The following is a 15,578-nucleotide window of genomic DNA, read 5'->3' on the forward strand; positions in this document are numbered from 1 at the left end:
TTTACCAATTGTAGTACATTTAATATAATTTACTTTGGAGGGATTTTATCATGACAAAAGAACAAATCTTAGTAGACGTACAAGCAGCAGTAGCAGAGAAACTCGGGAAAGACGTTTCTGAAATCACAGCCGAAAAATCATTTAAAGACGACCTCGGTGCGGACTCGCTCGAAGTGATGGAAATGGTCATGGACCTTGAAGACAAGTTCGATATCACTATCGAAGACGAAGATGCCGAGAAGCTTGCAACTGTGGGCGACGTCGTGTCTTACATCGAAACAAAATTGTAATCAAGCCTCCCACCGCTCATAATGAGCGGTGGGCTTGTGCTTATACACGGAGGGACTTATGACAAAGGATAAGCGACGGTTCGACCGTCAAGGGTCGGCGCAAAGACGCCGACGAAATGAAGTGGAGCGAGCACGCATCGTGGAGAAGTTCACGGCACTCGAGGAACGGCTCGGTGTGAAGTTTACGAACCAAGAACTGTTAATGCAGGCGTTCACCCATTCATCATATGTCAATGAACAACGCGGCTTGAAAAAAGACAATGAACGGTTAGAGTTTTTAGGAGACGCGGTGCTCGAGTTGACAGTGTCCCGGTTTTTATATGAGACGTATCCGGAGCGCTCCGAGGGGGAATTAACGAAGTTACGGGCGGCCATCGTTTGTGAGCCGTCGCTCGTGAACTTTGCCGAAGCCTACGCTTTCTCTGATTTTATCTTGCTTGGAAAAGGGGAAGAGCTGACGGGCGGACGGAAACGTCCCGCGTTACTCGCCGATGTGTTCGAATCATACATCGCCGCCCTCTACCTTGACCAAGGGATCGAACCAGTAGAACAGTTCCTCGCCGAAGCGGTTTTTCCGAAAGTCTTAGCCGGTGTGTTTGAAGAGCAGACCGATTATAAGAGTCAACTTCAAGAGAGTGTACAGCGCGAAGGGCTCGGCCCGGTCACGTATACGATCATCGAAGAACGCGGTCCGGCCCATAGCCGTGAATTCGTCTCCCACGCTCGTCTCAGTGACGATATCGTCGGCGAAGGGATCGGTCGTTCGAAGAAAGAAGCCGAGCAGATCGCGGCTAAAGAAGCGTTGATCGAATTCAATCGGCGATACGCCGGCCTATAAAAAAAGGAGTGGACCCGCGCGGGTCCACTCCTTTTGGTTACGTCAATTGGCCAAGTTCTTCGACGAGACCGTCGACTTCAGAGATCGAGAGTGATGACCGGTTCATCACGTAGTCGTAAATCTCTTTCACGGCCGATGCATCGGCTTTGTTATATTCTTCCGCCTTGATCGCACCGCGGTTGATGATGTTCATTTTATCGAGGATTTCCTCGATCATTTGTTCATTCGTCATGTGTAGTACCCCTTTCTACAGTTCTTTTTAGAATAGCATGATTCTAGCATTTTGACGAACTAGCAACTGTGGTAAAATAAACGAATGAATGCTTACTTAGGATAGGATGGTCACGATGCACTTAAAACGAATCGAACTCGCTGGCTTTAAATCGTTTGCCAAGCGGATTGAACTAGATTTCCGTCCCGGCGTGACAGCCGTGGTTGGACCGAACGGGAGCGGGAAATCAAATATATCGGACGCTGTTCGCTGGGTACTCGGCGAACAGTCGGCCAAATCGCTCCGTGGGGCGAAAATGGAAGATGTCATCTTTGCCGGTAGCGAAGGCGAGAACCACCGCAACGTCGCCGAAGTGACGCTCGTTTTAGATAATAGCGATGCGCACTTGCGCCTGCCATATGAAGAAGTGAGCGTGACGAGACGCGTGACGCGCAGTGGCGACAGCGACTATTTCATGAATAAAAAGCCGTGCCGCCTGAAAGACGTCATCGACTTGTTCATGGATACGGGTTTGTCCCGTGACGCGTTTGCGATCATCGGGCAAGGACGGGTCGAACAAGTCATCTCGGGTAAACCGGAAGATCGTCGCGCCGTCATTGAAGAAGCGGCCGGCGTGCTGAAGTACCGCCAACGCAAAAAACAAGCGGAACGAAAGTTGCAAGACACCGAGTTGAACTTGTCGCGCGTCGACGATATCTTATACGAACTTGCCGACCGGGTCGAACCGCTTCGTGAACAAGCGGCACTCGCTCGAGAGTTCCAAGTCGCCAAGGCACGGCATGACGACCTCGAGACCGGGATTCTCGGTGCCGAGATCACTGAGCTCAAGGCGAAGATCACTTTCGCCACAACACAACAGACGGCAGCAGAAGAACAGTTACGCAACCAAGAAGCGGCGCTGAACGCGCTCGTCACCGAACGGGCTGCGCTCGAGGGAACATTGACTGAGCATCGTGCCGTCCTCGAGACGCTCCATCAGGATGAGCGTCTTCAAGCGACTGAGCTCGAACGGCTCTCAGGAGATATTAAACTCGCCAAAGCGCGAGAAGAGCATGGGGCAGAGACGAAAGAACGACTCGAGCGCCAACGTGCGGAGTTGGTCGAAGAGACAGAGCAGTTGCAGTCGCGATTGTCGGTCGCTCAAACGGACAAAGCTTTGAAGTCAGAAGCGTTGCAGACCGTTGAGGCGACACGTGACGAGCTCGCGCGGAAGCTTACGGCGGCGACTCGCGATTTCAACGCGGAGATCGAACAGCTTCAAAGTGAAGCGTTCGAACTGGCAACGACACGAGCCACGCTCAGCAACCAACAAAAACGGGAACGACGTGACATCGAGCAGGCAAAGGAAGCGAAAGCACGTCTCCTGCGTGAGAACAAGGACCGGCTTGACGTTCGAACCGAACAGACCGCCTCGCTCGATGCAAACCGAGATCGTCTTGAAGCGGCACGTGCGGCTTGGCAGGAACTGTTGGCCGAAGAAGAGGCATTGGTCGCTAAGGAAGTCGCGCTTCGAGAAAAGTTGTCGCGAGCCGAACAATCGTATCACGACCTCGACCGGCGCCGTCAAAAGACCGAAGACCGAATCGACATGTTAGAGCGGATGAAGCAGTCATATGAAGGGTATTTCCATGCCGTCAAATTCGTATTGAAAGACCGTGCGAGCGGCGTGCTCGGAGCGGTTGCAGAGCTGATTCAAGTGCTCCCATCATATGAGGCCGCCATCGAGACGGCACTCGGTCAAACGCAACAACACGTCGTCGTTGAAGATGAAGCGGTCGGACGCCGCGAGATCGACAAGTTGCGCCGGGCTAATGCCGGGCGGGCTACGTTCGTCCCGATGACGACGGTGAAAGAGCGCTTTATCCCGAGCGAGGTCGCCCATCGTCTCGAGGCGATGGATGGCTTCGTCGGCATCGCATCGGACCTCGTGACGACGGAACCTTTGTTTGACAAATTGAAACGGTCCTTGCTCGGGGCCGTCATCGTGGCCAAGACGCTCGAGGTCGCGAACCGGATCGCTCAGACGACGGGCTATCGCTACCGGATCGTCACGCTCGACGGCGATATCGTCAATGTCGGTGGTTCGATGACAGGGGGGAGCCGGAAACAAGGCGTCGCCCTGTTCACCCAGTCAAGAGAGCTCGATGATTTGAAACAAGGATTGACGCAAGGGTTGGCCATGCTGCACGAACAGCAGCTTCGTGTGACCGAGTATGAAGCGGAGACGAGTCGTCTCAAACAGTCGCTCCACGCGCTCAGAACACGGAAACGGCAAGAGGAAGAGACGCTTCGGGCGTTAGAGACCTCGTTCCGGGAATTAGAGCGGACGACCCAGGACGCGAAAGCACAACTCGAACTGTTCGATCACGAGATGAATCGCTATACGCATACGATTGAAACATCTTCGGCAGAATTGACGCGCCTCGCAAGTGAACTCGAGGCGACGGAAGTGTTGCAGACGTCGCTGCGGACAGAGCTCGAGCAGTTGCGTGCGGAGCAGGCGAAAGGCGCGGAGACGACGGGGCAATTGCAAGAGGCAATCCGTCTAAACGAGCTCGACCTGCAACGTCATACGCTTGACCTGGATCGGGTGAATACGGAAGTCGAACGGCTCGTTGCCGAAGTCGACAAACAGACGACCCGACTCGATCAAATCAAACACGAACTCGAGCGGCTCGAAAGCGGACGGATCGTCTCATCCGCGGAACTTCGAATCGAGCATGACGAGGCGACGGAGCGGATGAAAGTGTTGACAGGGCGAATTGAAGCGCAGTTGCAAACGCTGAAAACAGAGGAAGAGTCACACCGTATCCTCAGGCAGCGTGAGCAGCAGGCGACGGACGTTCGCCGCCAATTCGAGGCCGACGTCCGTAAGCTTGAAACTGAGGCGAATGAACTCGAGTTGAAACAGCAGTGGAAACTAGACGCCCTCGAAGAACGTGGACTCGTCTACGACCTGCTCCCGGTATTATCGATCCCGCTCGACGAGGCGAAAGAAGAGTTCAAGTTGCTCGTCCGTCAAATCGAGGAGATCGGACCGGTCAACTTGAGTGCGATCGAAGAGTTTGAACTCGTCAATGAACGGTTCACGTTCTTGTCTGAACAGCGAGACGATCTCGTCAATGCGAAACAGGACCTGTACGACGTCATCTCCGAAATGGACCGAGAAGTGACACGGTTGTTCAACGAGACGTATGCGACCGTCCGCGCGCATTTCAAACAGACGTTCAAAGAACTGTTCGGAGGCGGCGAGGCCGACCTTAAACTCGTCGATGCGACCGATTTATTAAACACAGGGATCGATATCGTCGCCAAACCGCCCGGCAAAAAGTTACAGACGTTAAGTCTGTTGTCTGGTGGCGAACGGGCACTGACCGCCATCGCGCTCTTATTTGCGATTTTAAAGACGCGCCCTGTCCCGTTCTGCGTGCTCGACGAGGTCGAAGCAGCGCTCGACGAGGCGAACGTCCACCGGTTCGGTGAATACGTCCGCACGTTGTCAATCGATACACAGTTCGTCATCATCACCCACCGTAAAGGGACGATGGAGGCGGCCGACACGCTCTATGGCGTGACGATGCAACAAAACGGTGTCTCGGAGGTACTTTCGGTCGAATTATCAGAAGCGAAACGTGTCGTCGAGACAGAAGAAGAGATGGAGGAATTGACTTGAGTTTTTTCAAAAAATTAAAAGATAAATTGACGACCTCGACCCAAGAGGTGTCGCAAAAATTTACAGACGGATTGACGAAAACACGTGACGGGTTCGCGAGCGCCGTCAACGACCTCGTCTATCGGTTCCGTGAAGTCGATGAGGACTTCTTCGATGAACTTGAAGATTTGCTCATCCAGGCGGACGTCGGCGTCACGACGACGATGGACCTCGTCGAAGATTTAAAAGAAGAAGTGAAGCGTCGCAATTTGAAAGACCCGGTCGCCGTCCGCGACGCCCTCGTCGAAGTCGTGGCGAAACGTCTACAAGAAGACGAGTCAGACCGCGAGTTGAACATGCAGGACGGGTTGACGGTCATCTTGTTCGTCGGTGTGAACGGTGTCGGCAAGACGACGACAATCGGAAAACTCGCCCATCAGTTGAAAGCAGAAGGTCGTTCGGTCATGCTTGCGGCGGGCGATACGTTCCGGGCCGGCGCGATCGACCAGCTGCAAGTATGGGGTGAACGTGCCGGTGTCCCCGTCATTCGCCAAGCGGAAGGGTCAGATCCGGCCGCGGTCGTGTTTGATGCTGTCCAAGCCGCGAAGTCACGCGGGGTCGACGTCTTGATTTGCGATACGGCAGGACGACTCCAAAACAAGGTCAACTTGATGAAAGAGCTCGAGAAAGTGAAACGGGTCATCGAACGCGAAGTGCCAAACGGTCCGCACGAAGTCTTGCTCGCGTTAGACGCGACGACGGGACAGAACGCGATGCTTCAAGCGAAGGCGTTTCAGGAAGCGACGAACGTGAGCGGGATCGTGCTCACGAAGTTAGACGGGACGGCCAAAGGCGGCATCGTCCTCGCGATCAGAAACGAGCTCGATATTCCGGTCAAATACGTCGGTCTCGGTGAAAAAATTGATGATTTACAGGCGTTCGACCCAGAGCAGTTCGTCCTCGGACTATTCGGTGACGTATTTGAAGAAAAAAACCAGACAAACGATGACCTCGCCTAACTTTCACTGTTAAGAAAAAAACTTGACAAGACGTTAGGACGGCTGTACTATTGTTAGTTGTAAAGGGATTTCACTTAACATGTGGAGGTGAGAGGTATGTCGCTCGAAAAGACGAATCGAATGAACTACTTATTCGATTTTTATCAAGCGCTTCTCACGCCGAAACAGCGCAACTACATGTCTCTTTATTACCTAGATGACTACTCGCTCGGAGAGATTGCGGAAGAGTTTGAAGTCAGCCGTCAAGCGGTCTACGATAACATAAAGCGTACCGAAGCAATGCTTGAGCAGTATGAAGAAAAGCTGGAGCTGTTCGAGAAATTCGAGCAACGGCAACTGCTTCTCCAAACGCTCAGACGTCAAGTCGAGCAAATGCCCGACGTGACGGAGACGGTTTCGGCGCTTGAGAATTTAGAGTAGGGGGCTGAAGCATGGCATTTGAAGGATTATCAGAACGGTTGCAATCGACATTGGCGAAAATGCGGGGGAAAGGTAAGATTTCCGAAGCAGACGTCAAAGAGATGATGAGAGAAGTTCGTCTCGCGCTCCTTGAGGCCGACGTTAACTTCAAAGTGGTCAAACAGTTCGTCAACGACGTGAAAGAACGGTCAATCGGCCAAGACGTCATGAAATCGTTGACACCTGGACAACAAGTCGTCAAGATCGTTCATGAAGAATTAACAACCTTGATGGGGAGTGATGTCGTCCCGATCACCTTTAGTTCAAAACCACCGACAGTCGTCATGATGGTCGGATTACAAGGTGCGGGTAAGACGACGACGACCGGAAAGCTCGCGAACTTGATTCGCAAAAAGCATAATCGGAGTCCGCTTCTCGTCGCTGCTGATATTTATCGGCCGGCGGCCATCAAACAGCTCGAGACTCTCGGCAAGCAACTCGATTTACCGGTGTTCTCACTTGGCGATCAAGTGACGCCGGAAGAAATCGTCACAAAAGCGCTCGAGCACGCCAAAGTTAATCATCACGATTTCGTGTTGATAGATACGGCCGGTCGTCTTCATATCGACGAGACGCTCATGGGCGAACTCGAAAATGTGAAAACGATCGCCAAACCGAATGAAATCTTCCTCGTCGTCGATGCGATGACGGGTCAAGATGCGGTCAACGTGGCCGATCGCTTTAATGATTTGCTCGGAATTACCGGCGTCGTGTTGACAAAACTCGACGGTGATACACGTGGTGGGGCAGCCCTTTCAATCAAGGCAGTCACGGGAGCGCCGATTAAGTTCGTCGGTCTCGGTGAAAAGTTGGATGCCCTCGAACCTTTCTATCCGGAGCGCATGGCGTCACGGATCCTTGGAATGGGTGACGTGCTCACGCTCATCGAAAAAGCGGAGTCACAAATGGACCAAGATGCCGCGAAAGAGCTTGAAAGCAAAATTCGTGATGCATCGTTCACGTTCGATGATTTTATCGAGCAATTGGGTCAAGTGAAAAACATGGGCCCGATTGATGAATTACTCTCGATGTTACCTGGTGCAGGTAAGATGAAAGGGTTGAAGAACGTCCAAATCGACGAGAAGCAACTCGATCATGTCGAGGCAATCATCCGGTCGATGACGAAGCATGAGCGCACGAATCCTGAAGTGCTCAACGCCAGTCGTCGCAAGCGGATCGCAAAAGGGAGCGGTCGTTCCATCCAGGAAGTGAACCGTCTCATCAAACAGTTCGATGACATGAAGAAGCTCATGAAGCAGATGTCAGGACAAATGAAAGGGAAGAAAAAAGGTCTCGGCCTTCCGTTCTTCTAAGAAAACTTTTGTCAGTCAGGCAAAAAAGCAGTATACTATTAAAGTTGTCAATTCTTAAACACATAATGGAGGTATATTACCATGGCAGTTAAAATTCGTCTCAAGCGCATGGGCGCAAATAAATCACCTTTTTACCGGATCGTTGTAGCAGATTCACGTTCACCACGTGATGGCCGTTTCATCGAACAACTCGGTCACTACAACCCGGTTGCAAAACCAGAAGCAGAAGTTCGCATCAACGAAGAACTCGCGCTCAAATGGTTGGCAGACGGCGCGAAGCCATCTGACACAGTCCGCAACTTGTTCTCTAAAGCAGGGATCATGGAGAAATTCCACAACGCGAAAAACGCGAAGTAACCCTGTGGCCGACCTTTTATGAGGTCGGCCTATTTTTTTGAGGAGGTTTTATGATGGATTGGTTAAACGTAGGCAAAATCGCCAACACGCACGGTTTAAAAGGGGAATTGAAGTTGCTCGCCGCGACTGATTTTCCAGAAGAACGCTTTAAAATTGGTGAGACGCTCTACCTTGACGTCGACGGTAAGAAGATGCCGCTCGAAGTGACGACGTATCGTCCGCACAAACAGTTCCATCTCGTCACGTTCAAAGGGCTAGACAACATCAATCTCGTCGAGAAGTACAAAGGGATGTCGCTCTACGTCCATGCCGGAAACGTCCACGAGCTTCCGGAGCATGAATTTTACTACCACGAGATCATCGGATGCGAGGCCGTCGTCGACGGAGAAGTGATCGGTGTCGTCGAGGACATCTTTGAGACCAATGGCGCGAACGACGTCTGGGTCATCAAGCGCCCCGGCAAGACGGATGCGCTCATCCCGTACATCGAGTCGGTCGTCAAAGACATCGACGTCGAAGCGAAACGTGTCATCATCACGCCGATCCCTGGAATGATCGACGATGAAAATTGATGTCTTGACCTTGTTCCCGGAAATGTTCGCCCCGCTCGATCATTCGATCGTCGGGCGTGCCCGGACACTCGGCCAAGTCGAAGTAACGTTCACGAACTTCCGTGACTTCTCGACGAACAAACATCATAAAGTCGATGATGCTCCGTATGGAGGCGGCGCCGGGATGCTACTCACGCCGCAGCCGATGTTTGATGCGTTCGATTCGCTCGCGAAGTCGAAGCCGCGCGTCATCGTGACGACGCCGACGGGGCGACCGTTCACTCAACGTGTCGCCGAAGAGTGGGCGAACGAAGAGCACTTGATTTTCTTATGCGGCCATTACGAAGGATTCGACCAACGGATCCACGACGAACTCGCGACAGACGAAGTGTCGATCGGAGACTTCGTGATGACGGGTGGGGAACTCGCGGCGATGGTCATGATCGACGCGACGGTCCGCCTCATCCCGGAAGTGCTCGGCGATCAAGCGAGCCACGAGGACGACTCGTTTTCGACCGGGCTCCTCGAGTATCCGCATTATACGAGACCGGCTGACTTCCGCGGCCTCAAAGTTCCGGACGTCCTGTTGTCGGGCAATCACGCCAAAATCGAGTCGTGGCGCCGCGAGCGTTCGCTCGAACGAACGTTCAGGCGTCGACCGGAACTGTTAGACCAAATCGATCTGTCGCCGGCCGATAAAAACTTCATCGAATCGTTGCGCGATTCATAAAATTATGCTATGTTTGAGCATGTGGGTTAGCCCCACCGATTACCGATGTTCCGCTATTGGATGCCGAGGCAAACGAAGATATGAACATTGAAGAAAAAGGAGATCAATTCATGAACGCACAAAAACTGTTCCGTGAAATCACAGAAGAACAATTCAAATCGGACGTCCCTGCTTTCCGTCCTGGTGACACAGTACGTGTCCACGTTAAAGTCGTAGAGGGAACGCGTGAGCGTATCCAGATCTTCGAAGGCGTAGTCATCAAGCGTAAAGGTGGCGGCATCAGCGAAACATTCACAGTCCGTAAGATTTCTTACGGCGTAGGTGTTGAGCGTGCATTCCCGCTTCACTCACCGCGTGTCGCGCAAATCGAAGTCGTTCGTTACGGTAAAGTTCGCCGTGCGAAACTTTACTACCTCCGCAACCTTCGCGGTAAAGCAGCACGTATTAAAGAAATCCGTCGTTAAGATGGGGAAAGCTTGTCGCTTGCGACAAGCTTCTTTTTTTCTAGTACAATAAGTTCAAACGGACAGAGGAGTGAGGCAAGTTGAAAGAAGTGTTCAGTTGGCTTAAAGCAATCGTAGTGGCGCTCGTCATCGCGTTCGTGATCCGGACGTTCATCTTTGTACCTGTCATCGTCGAAGGTGAGTCGATGATGCCGACGCTCCAAAACGCCGATCGAATGATCGTCAGCAAAATCTCTAACTACGTCGGTGAACTCGACCGGGGCGATATTATCGTCTTTCATGCGACTGAATCAAAGGACTATATTAAACGCGTCATCGCCATTCCTGGCGATACGCTCGAATATCGGGACGATACGCTCTACTTGAACGGAGAAGCAGTCGAAGAACCGTATTTAGAGGATTTTCAAGCCCAAATGAACGGCTTTCCTCTAACCGAGAACTTTACGCTCGAACAAGTGACAGGCGAAGCGGTCGTACCGGAAGGCTCATACTTCGTTATGGGAGATAACCGACAAAACTCGAAAGACAGCCGTGAAATTGGCTTTGTCTCGAAAGAAAGCGTCGTCGGCAAAACGAACTTTGTGTTCTGGCCGATGGGTGACTTTGGGACGGTAGAAGAATAGGGTGGTGTTTTTTTGGCAATTCAATGGTTCCCTGGCCACATGGCCAAGGCGCGAAGACAAGTAACAGAAAAGTTAAAACTGATTGACGTCGTCATCGAACTCGTCGATGCACGTGTTCCGCAATCGAGCCGAAATCCGATGGTCGATGAGATCACGGCGGGTAAACCGCGGCTGATCGTGTTGAACAAGGCTGACATGGCCGATCAAGCCGTCACCGACGCCTGGATGCGCGCCCTGAAGCGTGACGACATCGAAGTCGTCGCCGTCGATGCGAAGCATAGCAAAGGCTTAAAGCAGCTCATGACGGGCGCAGAGAAGCTCATGAAAGACAAGCACGACCGCATGCGTGAGAAAGGCCGTAATCCTGGCCCGATCCGTGCCCTCATCATCGGCATCCCGAACGTCGGGAAGTCGACACTGATCAACCGGCTCGCCGGACGCAACATCGCCATCACCGGGGACCGTCCTGGTGTGACGAAACGGCAGCAATGGATCAAGATGAAAGGCGGCGAGATGGAACTGCTCGACACGCCTGGTATTCTGTGGCCGAAGTTCGAGGATCAGATGGTCGGATATCGCTTAGCTGCTACGGGTGCGATCAAAGACGACATTTTAAACCTCGATGACATCGCGATGTATGCAGCGCGTGAACTACGCAGTCGTTACCCGGAACAGTTGAAAGAGCGGTTTAAACTCGACGACTTGCCGGAAGACGCGGTCGAACTGCTCGAGTTGATCGGAAAAAAACGTGGCCTTCTCAGCGGCGGCTACGTCGATTTCGAAAAAGCGAGCGAACTATTATTGAACGAGCTTCGTCATGAGAAGATCGGACGTGTCTCGCTTGAGACGCCGGCAGATCATAATATGGCGTGAAGTCCTGTGAAAACAGGGCTTTTTTGGATAGGAGGCAGATCGTGACGATTCAAGAGATTAAACAACGGCTAAAAACCGTCCGATATGAAGAGTGGGACGATGTCCGGGCCGAACTGAAGGATGACCCGCGCGCGGGCGTCCAGGCGCTCCTGCAGCAACGTCAGAGACGGTTTGACGCGGAACGGGACGAGCGGGACGACTATACACGTCGCCTGCAGTATGAGGCCGAGCTGAAACAGCAAGGCTTCAAGTTGGTCGCTGGCATCGACGAGGTCGGGCGGGGACCGCTCGCGGGTCCTGTCGTCGCGGCGGCCGTCGTCTTGCCGGACGATTTTTACAGCCCGGGACTGAACGATTCAAAGAAGATGACGAAAGCGGCGCGGGAACGAGCGTACGCAACGATCCTCGACGAGGCATTCGTCGGGGTCGGAATCGTCGACGCGGAAGTGATCGATCAAATCAATATTTATGAAGCGACGAAGCTCGCGATGACCGAGGCGGTCCGACAGCTTGACGGGGCCGACGCGCTCTTGATTGACGCGATGACACTCGAGCTCGATTTGCCGCAGACGTCGCTCATTAAAGGGGACGAGTTGAGCGTCTCGATCGCGGCGGCGAGCGTCGTCGCCAAAGTCGTCCGCGACAAGATGATGGAAGAGTTCGCCGCGACGTATCCGGGATACGGTTTCGAACGCAACGCCGGCTACGGGACGGAACTTCATTTGAACGCGTTGAACGAGCGCGGCATCACACCGATTCATCGCAAGTCGTTCGCACCGATTAAACATATGATATGAAAGGGGGAGCCCGATGCGGATCGATCACCAAGGCGTCCTGCCGTTCAAAGTCACCGAACAGACGTCGCGTCAGCTGCTCGTCGGCAACACGGTCGTCGGCAGGGTGCTCCAGCTCTTGCCCGGGAACGAAGCGGTCATGCAACTGCCGCAAGGACTGTTCCGGGTCGGGGTGAACGCAGACGTTAAAGAGAACGTCACGTATAAGATGGTCGTCACCGAGCTCGAGCCGAAACTCGTCCTGAAAGTGATGCCGCCTACGGCGGAACCGGCCCAGGCCGGGAAGACACCGGTGACGTTACTCCTTGAACAACTCGGCCGCTTCTCAAAAGAGGCCATCCAGACACCGGAATCCGTCAAAGCGATGGGACGGCAACTGCTCGAGAGCGGGGCGGGAACTGACGTCAAACAGCTCGTCGGGGAACTTTTCAAGGCGAAAGGCGACCCGAAGTTTGAACAGTTCGTGCGGGCCCAAGAGACGTTCAACGCGGTCCAGACGCCGCCGTTCGTCGTCCAAGCATTTCACATACCGCAATTAGGACCGTTCGAACAAGTCAGGTTTCGGCTTGAGGCCCCGAAAAGCGAGATGATCGACGCAGACCATGCCCGTATCGTCTTATTTCTAGAAACGCCTCGCTTCGGCGAGACGGGCATCGACCTGCTCGTTCAAAAGCGGCACGTCACCGTAAAAGTATTCAACGAACAACATGACTTGTCCCCGTTCATCAAAGCGTACGAGCCGCTGCTCGGCAGTGCGCTCAAAGCGAACGGCTATGAACTGTCCCGATTCTCGTTCGAAGTGAGACAAGAATCGCTCCCCGAGACGTTCGCCCCGTTAGGAAAGGTGGATTTTCATGTATGATGGACCGTAAAAAAGCAATCGCCTTGTCTTACGAACAATCGATGGAATCTCCGCGCGTCGTCGCGAAGGGCGGCGGCCTCGTCGCCGAACGGATGCTCGCCCTCGCACAAGAGAACGGTATCCCGATCCATGAAGACCCGGCGCTGTTGTCACTCCTGTCGGCGTTACAGATCGAAGAGCATATTCCGGACGACTTGTATCAAGTGATCGCTGAACTTTTTGTGTTTCTCTATCAGATGGAACAAGGTAAAATCGAAAATGTCTAGGGGTAGATGTGAAAAAAAGATGAAAACTTAAAGCAAGAACGATAGACAGCGCTTTCAGTTTTTCGTTACAATAGATATGCCGATATCAAAGGGGACTAAGGGGGAAACTAAATGAATATCCATGAGTATCAGGCGAAAGAATTGCTTAGAACGTTTGGAGTGGCCGTACCTACGGGCTATCCGGCTTTCACGGTAGAAGAAGCAGTTGCAGCAGCCGCCAAGCTAGACGGTGAATTGAAAGTAGTCAAAGCACAGATCCACGCAGGTGGTCGCGGGAAAGCCGGCGGCGTCAAACTTGCCAGAACGGATGAGGAAGTAAAACAGTATGCGACAGAGATTCTTGGTAAGACGCTCGTCACGCACCAGACTGGACCTGAAGGAAAAGTCGTGCAGCGCCTCTATATCGAAGAAGGTTCTGCCATCGATCAAGAATTTTACTTAGGACTTGTGCTTGACCGTTCGATCGGCCGAATTGTCATCATGGGTTCATCTGAAGGCGGTATGGACATCGAAGAAGTCGCTGAACATACTCCTGAAAAGATTCATAAAGAAATCGTCGACCCGGTCGTCGGACTCCGTCCGTTCCAGGCGCGCCGTCTTGCTTTCAAGATGGAAGTGCCGACTAAACTCGTCAACAAGTTCAGCGACATGGTCATGAAGCTTTATAAAGTGTACGTCGAGACGGACTGCACGATTGCGGAGATCAACCCGCTCGTCACGACGAAAGACGGTAACGTCGTCGCGCTCGATGCGAAATTGAACTTTGACAGCAACGCGCTTTATCGTCATACCGACATCGTCGATCTTCGTGACACGACGGAAGAAGATCCGCGTGAAGTCGAGGCGTCGAAACACGACCTTAGCTATATCGCCCTTGACGGCAATATCGGCTGTCTCGTAAACGGTGCCGGCCTCGCCATGGCGACGATGGATATCATCAAGCACTATGGCGCCGAACCCGCTAACTTCCTTGATGTAGGCGGCGGTGCGACAAAAGAAAAAGTCACAGAAGCGTTCAAATTGATTTTGTCGGATGACCAAGTCAAAGGAATCTTCGTCAACATCTTCGGTGGCATCATGAAGTGTGACATCATCGCCGAAGGAATTGTCGCGGCGACAAAAGAAATCGGACTCGACTTACCACTCGTCGTCCGCTTAGAAGGAACAAACGTGGATGCGGGAAGACGCATTCTCGATGAATCTGGACTTGCGATCACTTCTGCGACCTCGATGGATGATGGGGCAGAAAAAATCGCGGCACTCGTTCGATAAGGGGGAAACGACATGAGTATTTGGGTGAATCAAGATACAAAAGTGATCATTCAAGGGATCACGGGGAAACAAGGTATGTTCCACGGCGAACAGATGTTAGCGTATAATACGAAACTGGTCGGCGGCGTCACACCTGGTAAAGGTGGTACGACCGTACTCGACAACGTACCTGTGTTTAACACTGTCTCTGACGCGGTCGAGGCGACAGGTGCGAACGCATCGATCATCTACGTGCCACCAGCTTTCGCGGCCGACTCGATCATGGAAGCGGCTGATAGCGGCATCGAACTCATCATCTGTATCACGGAAGGGATTCCTGTCATCGACATGATCCAAGTGAGCCGCTATCTCGAGGACAAACCGGCCCGTTTGATCGGACCGAACTGCCCAGGGATCATCACGCCGGGTGAGGCGAAACTTGGCATCATGCCAGGCTATATCCACACGAAAGGCCATGTCGGCATCGTCTCACGTTCAGGGACGCTCACTTATGAAGCGGTCCATCAGTTGACGACGGCCGGAATCGGCCAATCGACTGCGGTCGGGATCGGTGGGGACCCGGTCAACGGGACGAACTTCATCGACACGCTCCAAGCGTTCAACGAAGATGAAGACACGCTTGCGGTCATCATGATCGGCGAGATCGGTGGGACGGCTGAAGAAGAAGCCGCTGAATGGGTCAAGGCGAACATGACGAAACCGGTCATCGGTTTCATCGGTGGTCAGACGGCTCCTGAAGGCAAACGGATGGGCCACGCTGGAGCGATCATCTCGGGTGGAAAAGGAACGGCCGCTGAAAAAATCAAGACGTTAAACGCAAACGGGATCGAAGTCGCCGAGACACCTGCTGTCATCGGTGAGACACTCATCCGTGTGCTTAAAAATGAAGGTCTGTATGATGCTTGTGTCACGGGACAACCGACGACGTAAGACCAATCGGAATGAGGGGTGCGCGCATCCCTCATTTTTTTAAAGGAGATTGT

The 15,578-nt window shown here is 52.9% G+C and carries 18 protein-coding genes; 17 read left to right on the forward strand and 1 reads right to left on the reverse strand.

Annotated elements, in window-relative coordinates:
* The first annotated feature begins 50 nt into the window (after positions 1 to 50).
* A complete protein-coding gene (acpP, locus tag EVJ28_RS00950) occupies positions 51 to 290 on the forward strand; it encodes an acyl carrier protein (RefSeq protein WP_016509693.1) in 240 nt (79 codons plus the stop codon).
* 121 nt (positions 291 to 411) lie between these two features.
* Positions 412 to 1,128 carry a ribonuclease III gene (rnc, locus tag EVJ28_RS00955; protein ID WP_370250773.1) on the forward strand — a complete coding sequence of 239 codons (717 nt, stop codon included), beginning with the start codon at positions 412 to 414 and terminating at the stop codon, positions 1,126 to 1,128.
* Positions 1,129 to 1,165: 37 nt separating this feature from the next.
* On the opposite strand, the gene EVJ28_RS00960 is transcribed toward rnc, so the two are convergent.
* A complete protein-coding gene (locus EVJ28_RS00960; RefSeq protein WP_016509709.1) occupies positions 1,166 to 1,360 on the reverse strand; it encodes a DUF1128 family protein in 195 nt (64 codons plus the stop codon).
* 115 nt (positions 1,361 to 1,475) lie between these two features.
* Between EVJ28_RS00960 and smc the strand changes: the two genes are divergently transcribed.
* From smc to sucD, 15 genes are all read left to right on the forward strand, one after another.
* On the forward strand, positions 1,476 to 5,033 hold the full coding sequence (gene smc, locus EVJ28_RS00965; RefSeq protein ID WP_236633995.1) for a chromosome segregation protein SMC: 3,558 nt from the start codon (positions 1,476 to 1,478) through the stop codon (positions 5,031 to 5,033).
* Positions 5,030 to 6,031 carry a signal recognition particle-docking protein FtsY gene (ftsY, locus tag EVJ28_RS00970; protein WP_070327514.1) on the forward strand — a complete coding sequence of 334 codons (1,002 nt, stop codon included), beginning with the start codon at positions 5,030 to 5,032 and terminating at the stop codon, positions 6,029 to 6,031. Before smc ends, ftsY begins: the two co-directional genes overlap by 4 nt.
* A gap of 96 nt (positions 6,032 to 6,127) precedes the next feature.
* Positions 6,128 to 6,451: a putative DNA-binding protein gene (locus EVJ28_RS00975; protein WP_070327513.1), complete on the forward strand. Its 324-nt coding sequence runs from the start codon at positions 6,128 to 6,130 to the stop codon at positions 6,449 to 6,451.
* A gap of 11 nt (positions 6,452 to 6,462) precedes the next feature.
* The gene (ffh, locus tag EVJ28_RS00980) at positions 6,463 to 7,803 is read left to right on the forward strand and encodes a signal recognition particle protein (RefSeq protein WP_070327512.1); all 1,341 of its coding nucleotides are present in this window, start codon (positions 6,463 to 6,465) and stop codon (positions 7,801 to 7,803) included.
* An 81-nt stretch (positions 7,804 to 7,884) separates the two neighbouring features.
* Positions 7,885 to 8,160 (forward strand): 30S ribosomal protein S16, encoded by a 276-nt coding sequence (gene rpsP, locus EVJ28_RS00985; protein ID WP_021067098.1) that lies wholly within the window; start codon positions 7,885 to 7,887, stop codon positions 8,158 to 8,160.
* A gap of 53 nt (positions 8,161 to 8,213) precedes the next feature.
* The gene (gene rimM / locus EVJ28_RS00990) at positions 8,214 to 8,732 is read left to right on the forward strand and encodes a ribosome maturation factor RimM (RefSeq protein ID WP_070327511.1); all 519 of its coding nucleotides are present in this window, start codon (positions 8,214 to 8,216) and stop codon (positions 8,730 to 8,732) included.
* On the forward strand, positions 8,722 to 9,441 hold the full coding sequence (gene trmD, locus EVJ28_RS00995) for a tRNA (guanosine(37)-N1)-methyltransferase TrmD (RefSeq protein ID WP_131487828.1): 720 nt from the start codon (positions 8,722 to 8,724) through the stop codon (positions 9,439 to 9,441). Before rimM ends, trmD begins: the two co-directional genes overlap by 11 nt.
* A 110-nt stretch (positions 9,442 to 9,551) precedes the next feature.
* A complete protein-coding gene (rplS, locus tag EVJ28_RS01000) occupies positions 9,552 to 9,905 on the forward strand; it encodes a 50S ribosomal protein L19 (protein WP_070327950.1) in 354 nt (117 codons plus the stop codon).
* Between the two features lie 80 nt (positions 9,906 to 9,985).
* Positions 9,986 to 10,528, forward strand: a complete 543-nt coding sequence (gene lepB / locus EVJ28_RS01005; RefSeq protein WP_016508241.1) for a signal peptidase I — start codon at positions 9,986 to 9,988, stop codon at positions 10,526 to 10,528.
* A 12-nt stretch (positions 10,529 to 10,540) separates the two neighbouring features.
* Positions 10,541 to 11,401, forward strand: coding sequence for a ribosome biogenesis GTPase YlqF (gene ylqF / locus EVJ28_RS01010; protein ID WP_131456217.1), 861 nt, complete (start codon positions 10,541 to 10,543; stop codon positions 11,399 to 11,401).
* A 41-nt stretch (positions 11,402 to 11,442) separates the two neighbouring features.
* A complete protein-coding gene (locus EVJ28_RS01015; RefSeq protein WP_236633996.1) occupies positions 11,443 to 12,198 on the forward strand; it encodes a ribonuclease HII in 756 nt (251 codons plus the stop codon).
* A 13-nt stretch (positions 12,199 to 12,211) separates the two neighbouring features.
* A complete protein-coding gene (locus EVJ28_RS01020) occupies positions 12,212 to 13,057 on the forward strand; it encodes a hypothetical protein (protein ID WP_131487830.1) in 846 nt (281 codons plus the stop codon).
* On the forward strand, positions 13,057 to 13,323 hold the full coding sequence (locus EVJ28_RS01025) for an EscU/YscU/HrcU family type III secretion system export apparatus switch protein (RefSeq protein WP_016508266.1): 267 nt from the start codon (positions 13,057 to 13,059) through the stop codon (positions 13,321 to 13,323). The genes EVJ28_RS01020 and EVJ28_RS01025 overlap by 1 nt, the downstream gene beginning before the upstream one ends.
* Before the next feature lie 111 nt (positions 13,324 to 13,434).
* Positions 13,435 to 14,595, forward strand: coding sequence for an ADP-forming succinate--CoA ligase subunit beta (sucC, locus tag EVJ28_RS01030; protein ID WP_070327507.1), 1,161 nt, complete (start codon positions 13,435 to 13,437; stop codon positions 14,593 to 14,595).
* Between the two features lie 12 nt (positions 14,596 to 14,607).
* The gene (gene sucD, locus EVJ28_RS01035; protein ID WP_070327506.1) at positions 14,608 to 15,525 is read left to right on the forward strand and encodes a succinate--CoA ligase subunit alpha; all 918 of its coding nucleotides are present in this window, start codon (positions 14,608 to 14,610) and stop codon (positions 15,523 to 15,525) included.
* Positions 15,526 to 15,578 lie beyond the last annotated feature (53 nt).

The sequence above is a fragment of the Exiguobacterium sp. SH3S3 genome, from assembly GCF_004337115.1.
Classification (GTDB): Bacteria; Bacillota; Bacilli; order Exiguobacteriales; family Exiguobacteriaceae; genus Exiguobacterium; species Exiguobacterium aurantiacum_A.

Excerpts from the sequence above, each read along its gene's own strand:
- trmD (WP_131487828.1), top strand. The coding sequence starts at position 8,722 with ATGAAAATTGATGTCTTGACCTTGTTCCCGGAAATGTTCGCCCCGCTC.
- rplS (WP_070327950.1), top strand. The coding sequence starts at position 9,552 with ATGAACGCACAAAAACTGTTCCGTGAAATCACAGAAGAACAATTCAAA.
- rimM (WP_070327511.1), top strand. The coding sequence starts at position 8,214 with ATGGATTGGTTAAACGTAGGCAAAATCGCCAACACGCACGGTTTAAAA.
- EVJ28_RS01020 (WP_131487830.1), top strand. The coding sequence starts at position 12,212 with ATGCGGATCGATCACCAAGGCGTCCTGCCGTTCAAAGTCACCGAACAG.
- rpsP (WP_021067098.1), top strand. The coding sequence starts at position 7,885 with ATGGCAGTTAAAATTCGTCTCAAGCGCATGGGCGCAAATAAATCACCT.
- acpP (WP_016509693.1), top strand. The coding sequence starts at position 51 with ATGACAAAAGAACAAATCTTAGTAGACGTACAAGCAGCAGTAGCAGAG.
- sucD (WP_070327506.1), top strand. The coding sequence starts at position 14,608 with ATGAGTATTTGGGTGAATCAAGATACAAAAGTGATCATTCAAGGGATC.
- smc (WP_236633995.1), top strand. The coding sequence starts at position 1,476 with ATGCACTTAAAACGAATCGAACTCGCTGGCTTTAAATCGTTTGCCAAG.
- EVJ28_RS01025 (WP_016508266.1), top strand. The coding sequence starts at position 13,057 with ATGGACCGTAAAAAAGCAATCGCCTTGTCTTACGAACAATCGATGGAA.
- EVJ28_RS00975 (WP_070327513.1), top strand. The coding sequence starts at position 6,128 with ATGTCGCTCGAAAAGACGAATCGAATGAACTACTTATTCGATTTTTAT.
- ffh (WP_070327512.1), top strand. The coding sequence starts at position 6,463 with ATGGCATTTGAAGGATTATCAGAACGGTTGCAATCGACATTGGCGAAA.
- EVJ28_RS00960 (WP_016509709.1), bottom strand. The coding sequence starts at position 1,360 with ATGACGAATGAACAAATGATCGAGGAAATCCTCGATAAAATGAACATC.
- sucC (WP_070327507.1), top strand. The coding sequence starts at position 13,435 with ATGAATATCCATGAGTATCAGGCGAAAGAATTGCTTAGAACGTTTGGA.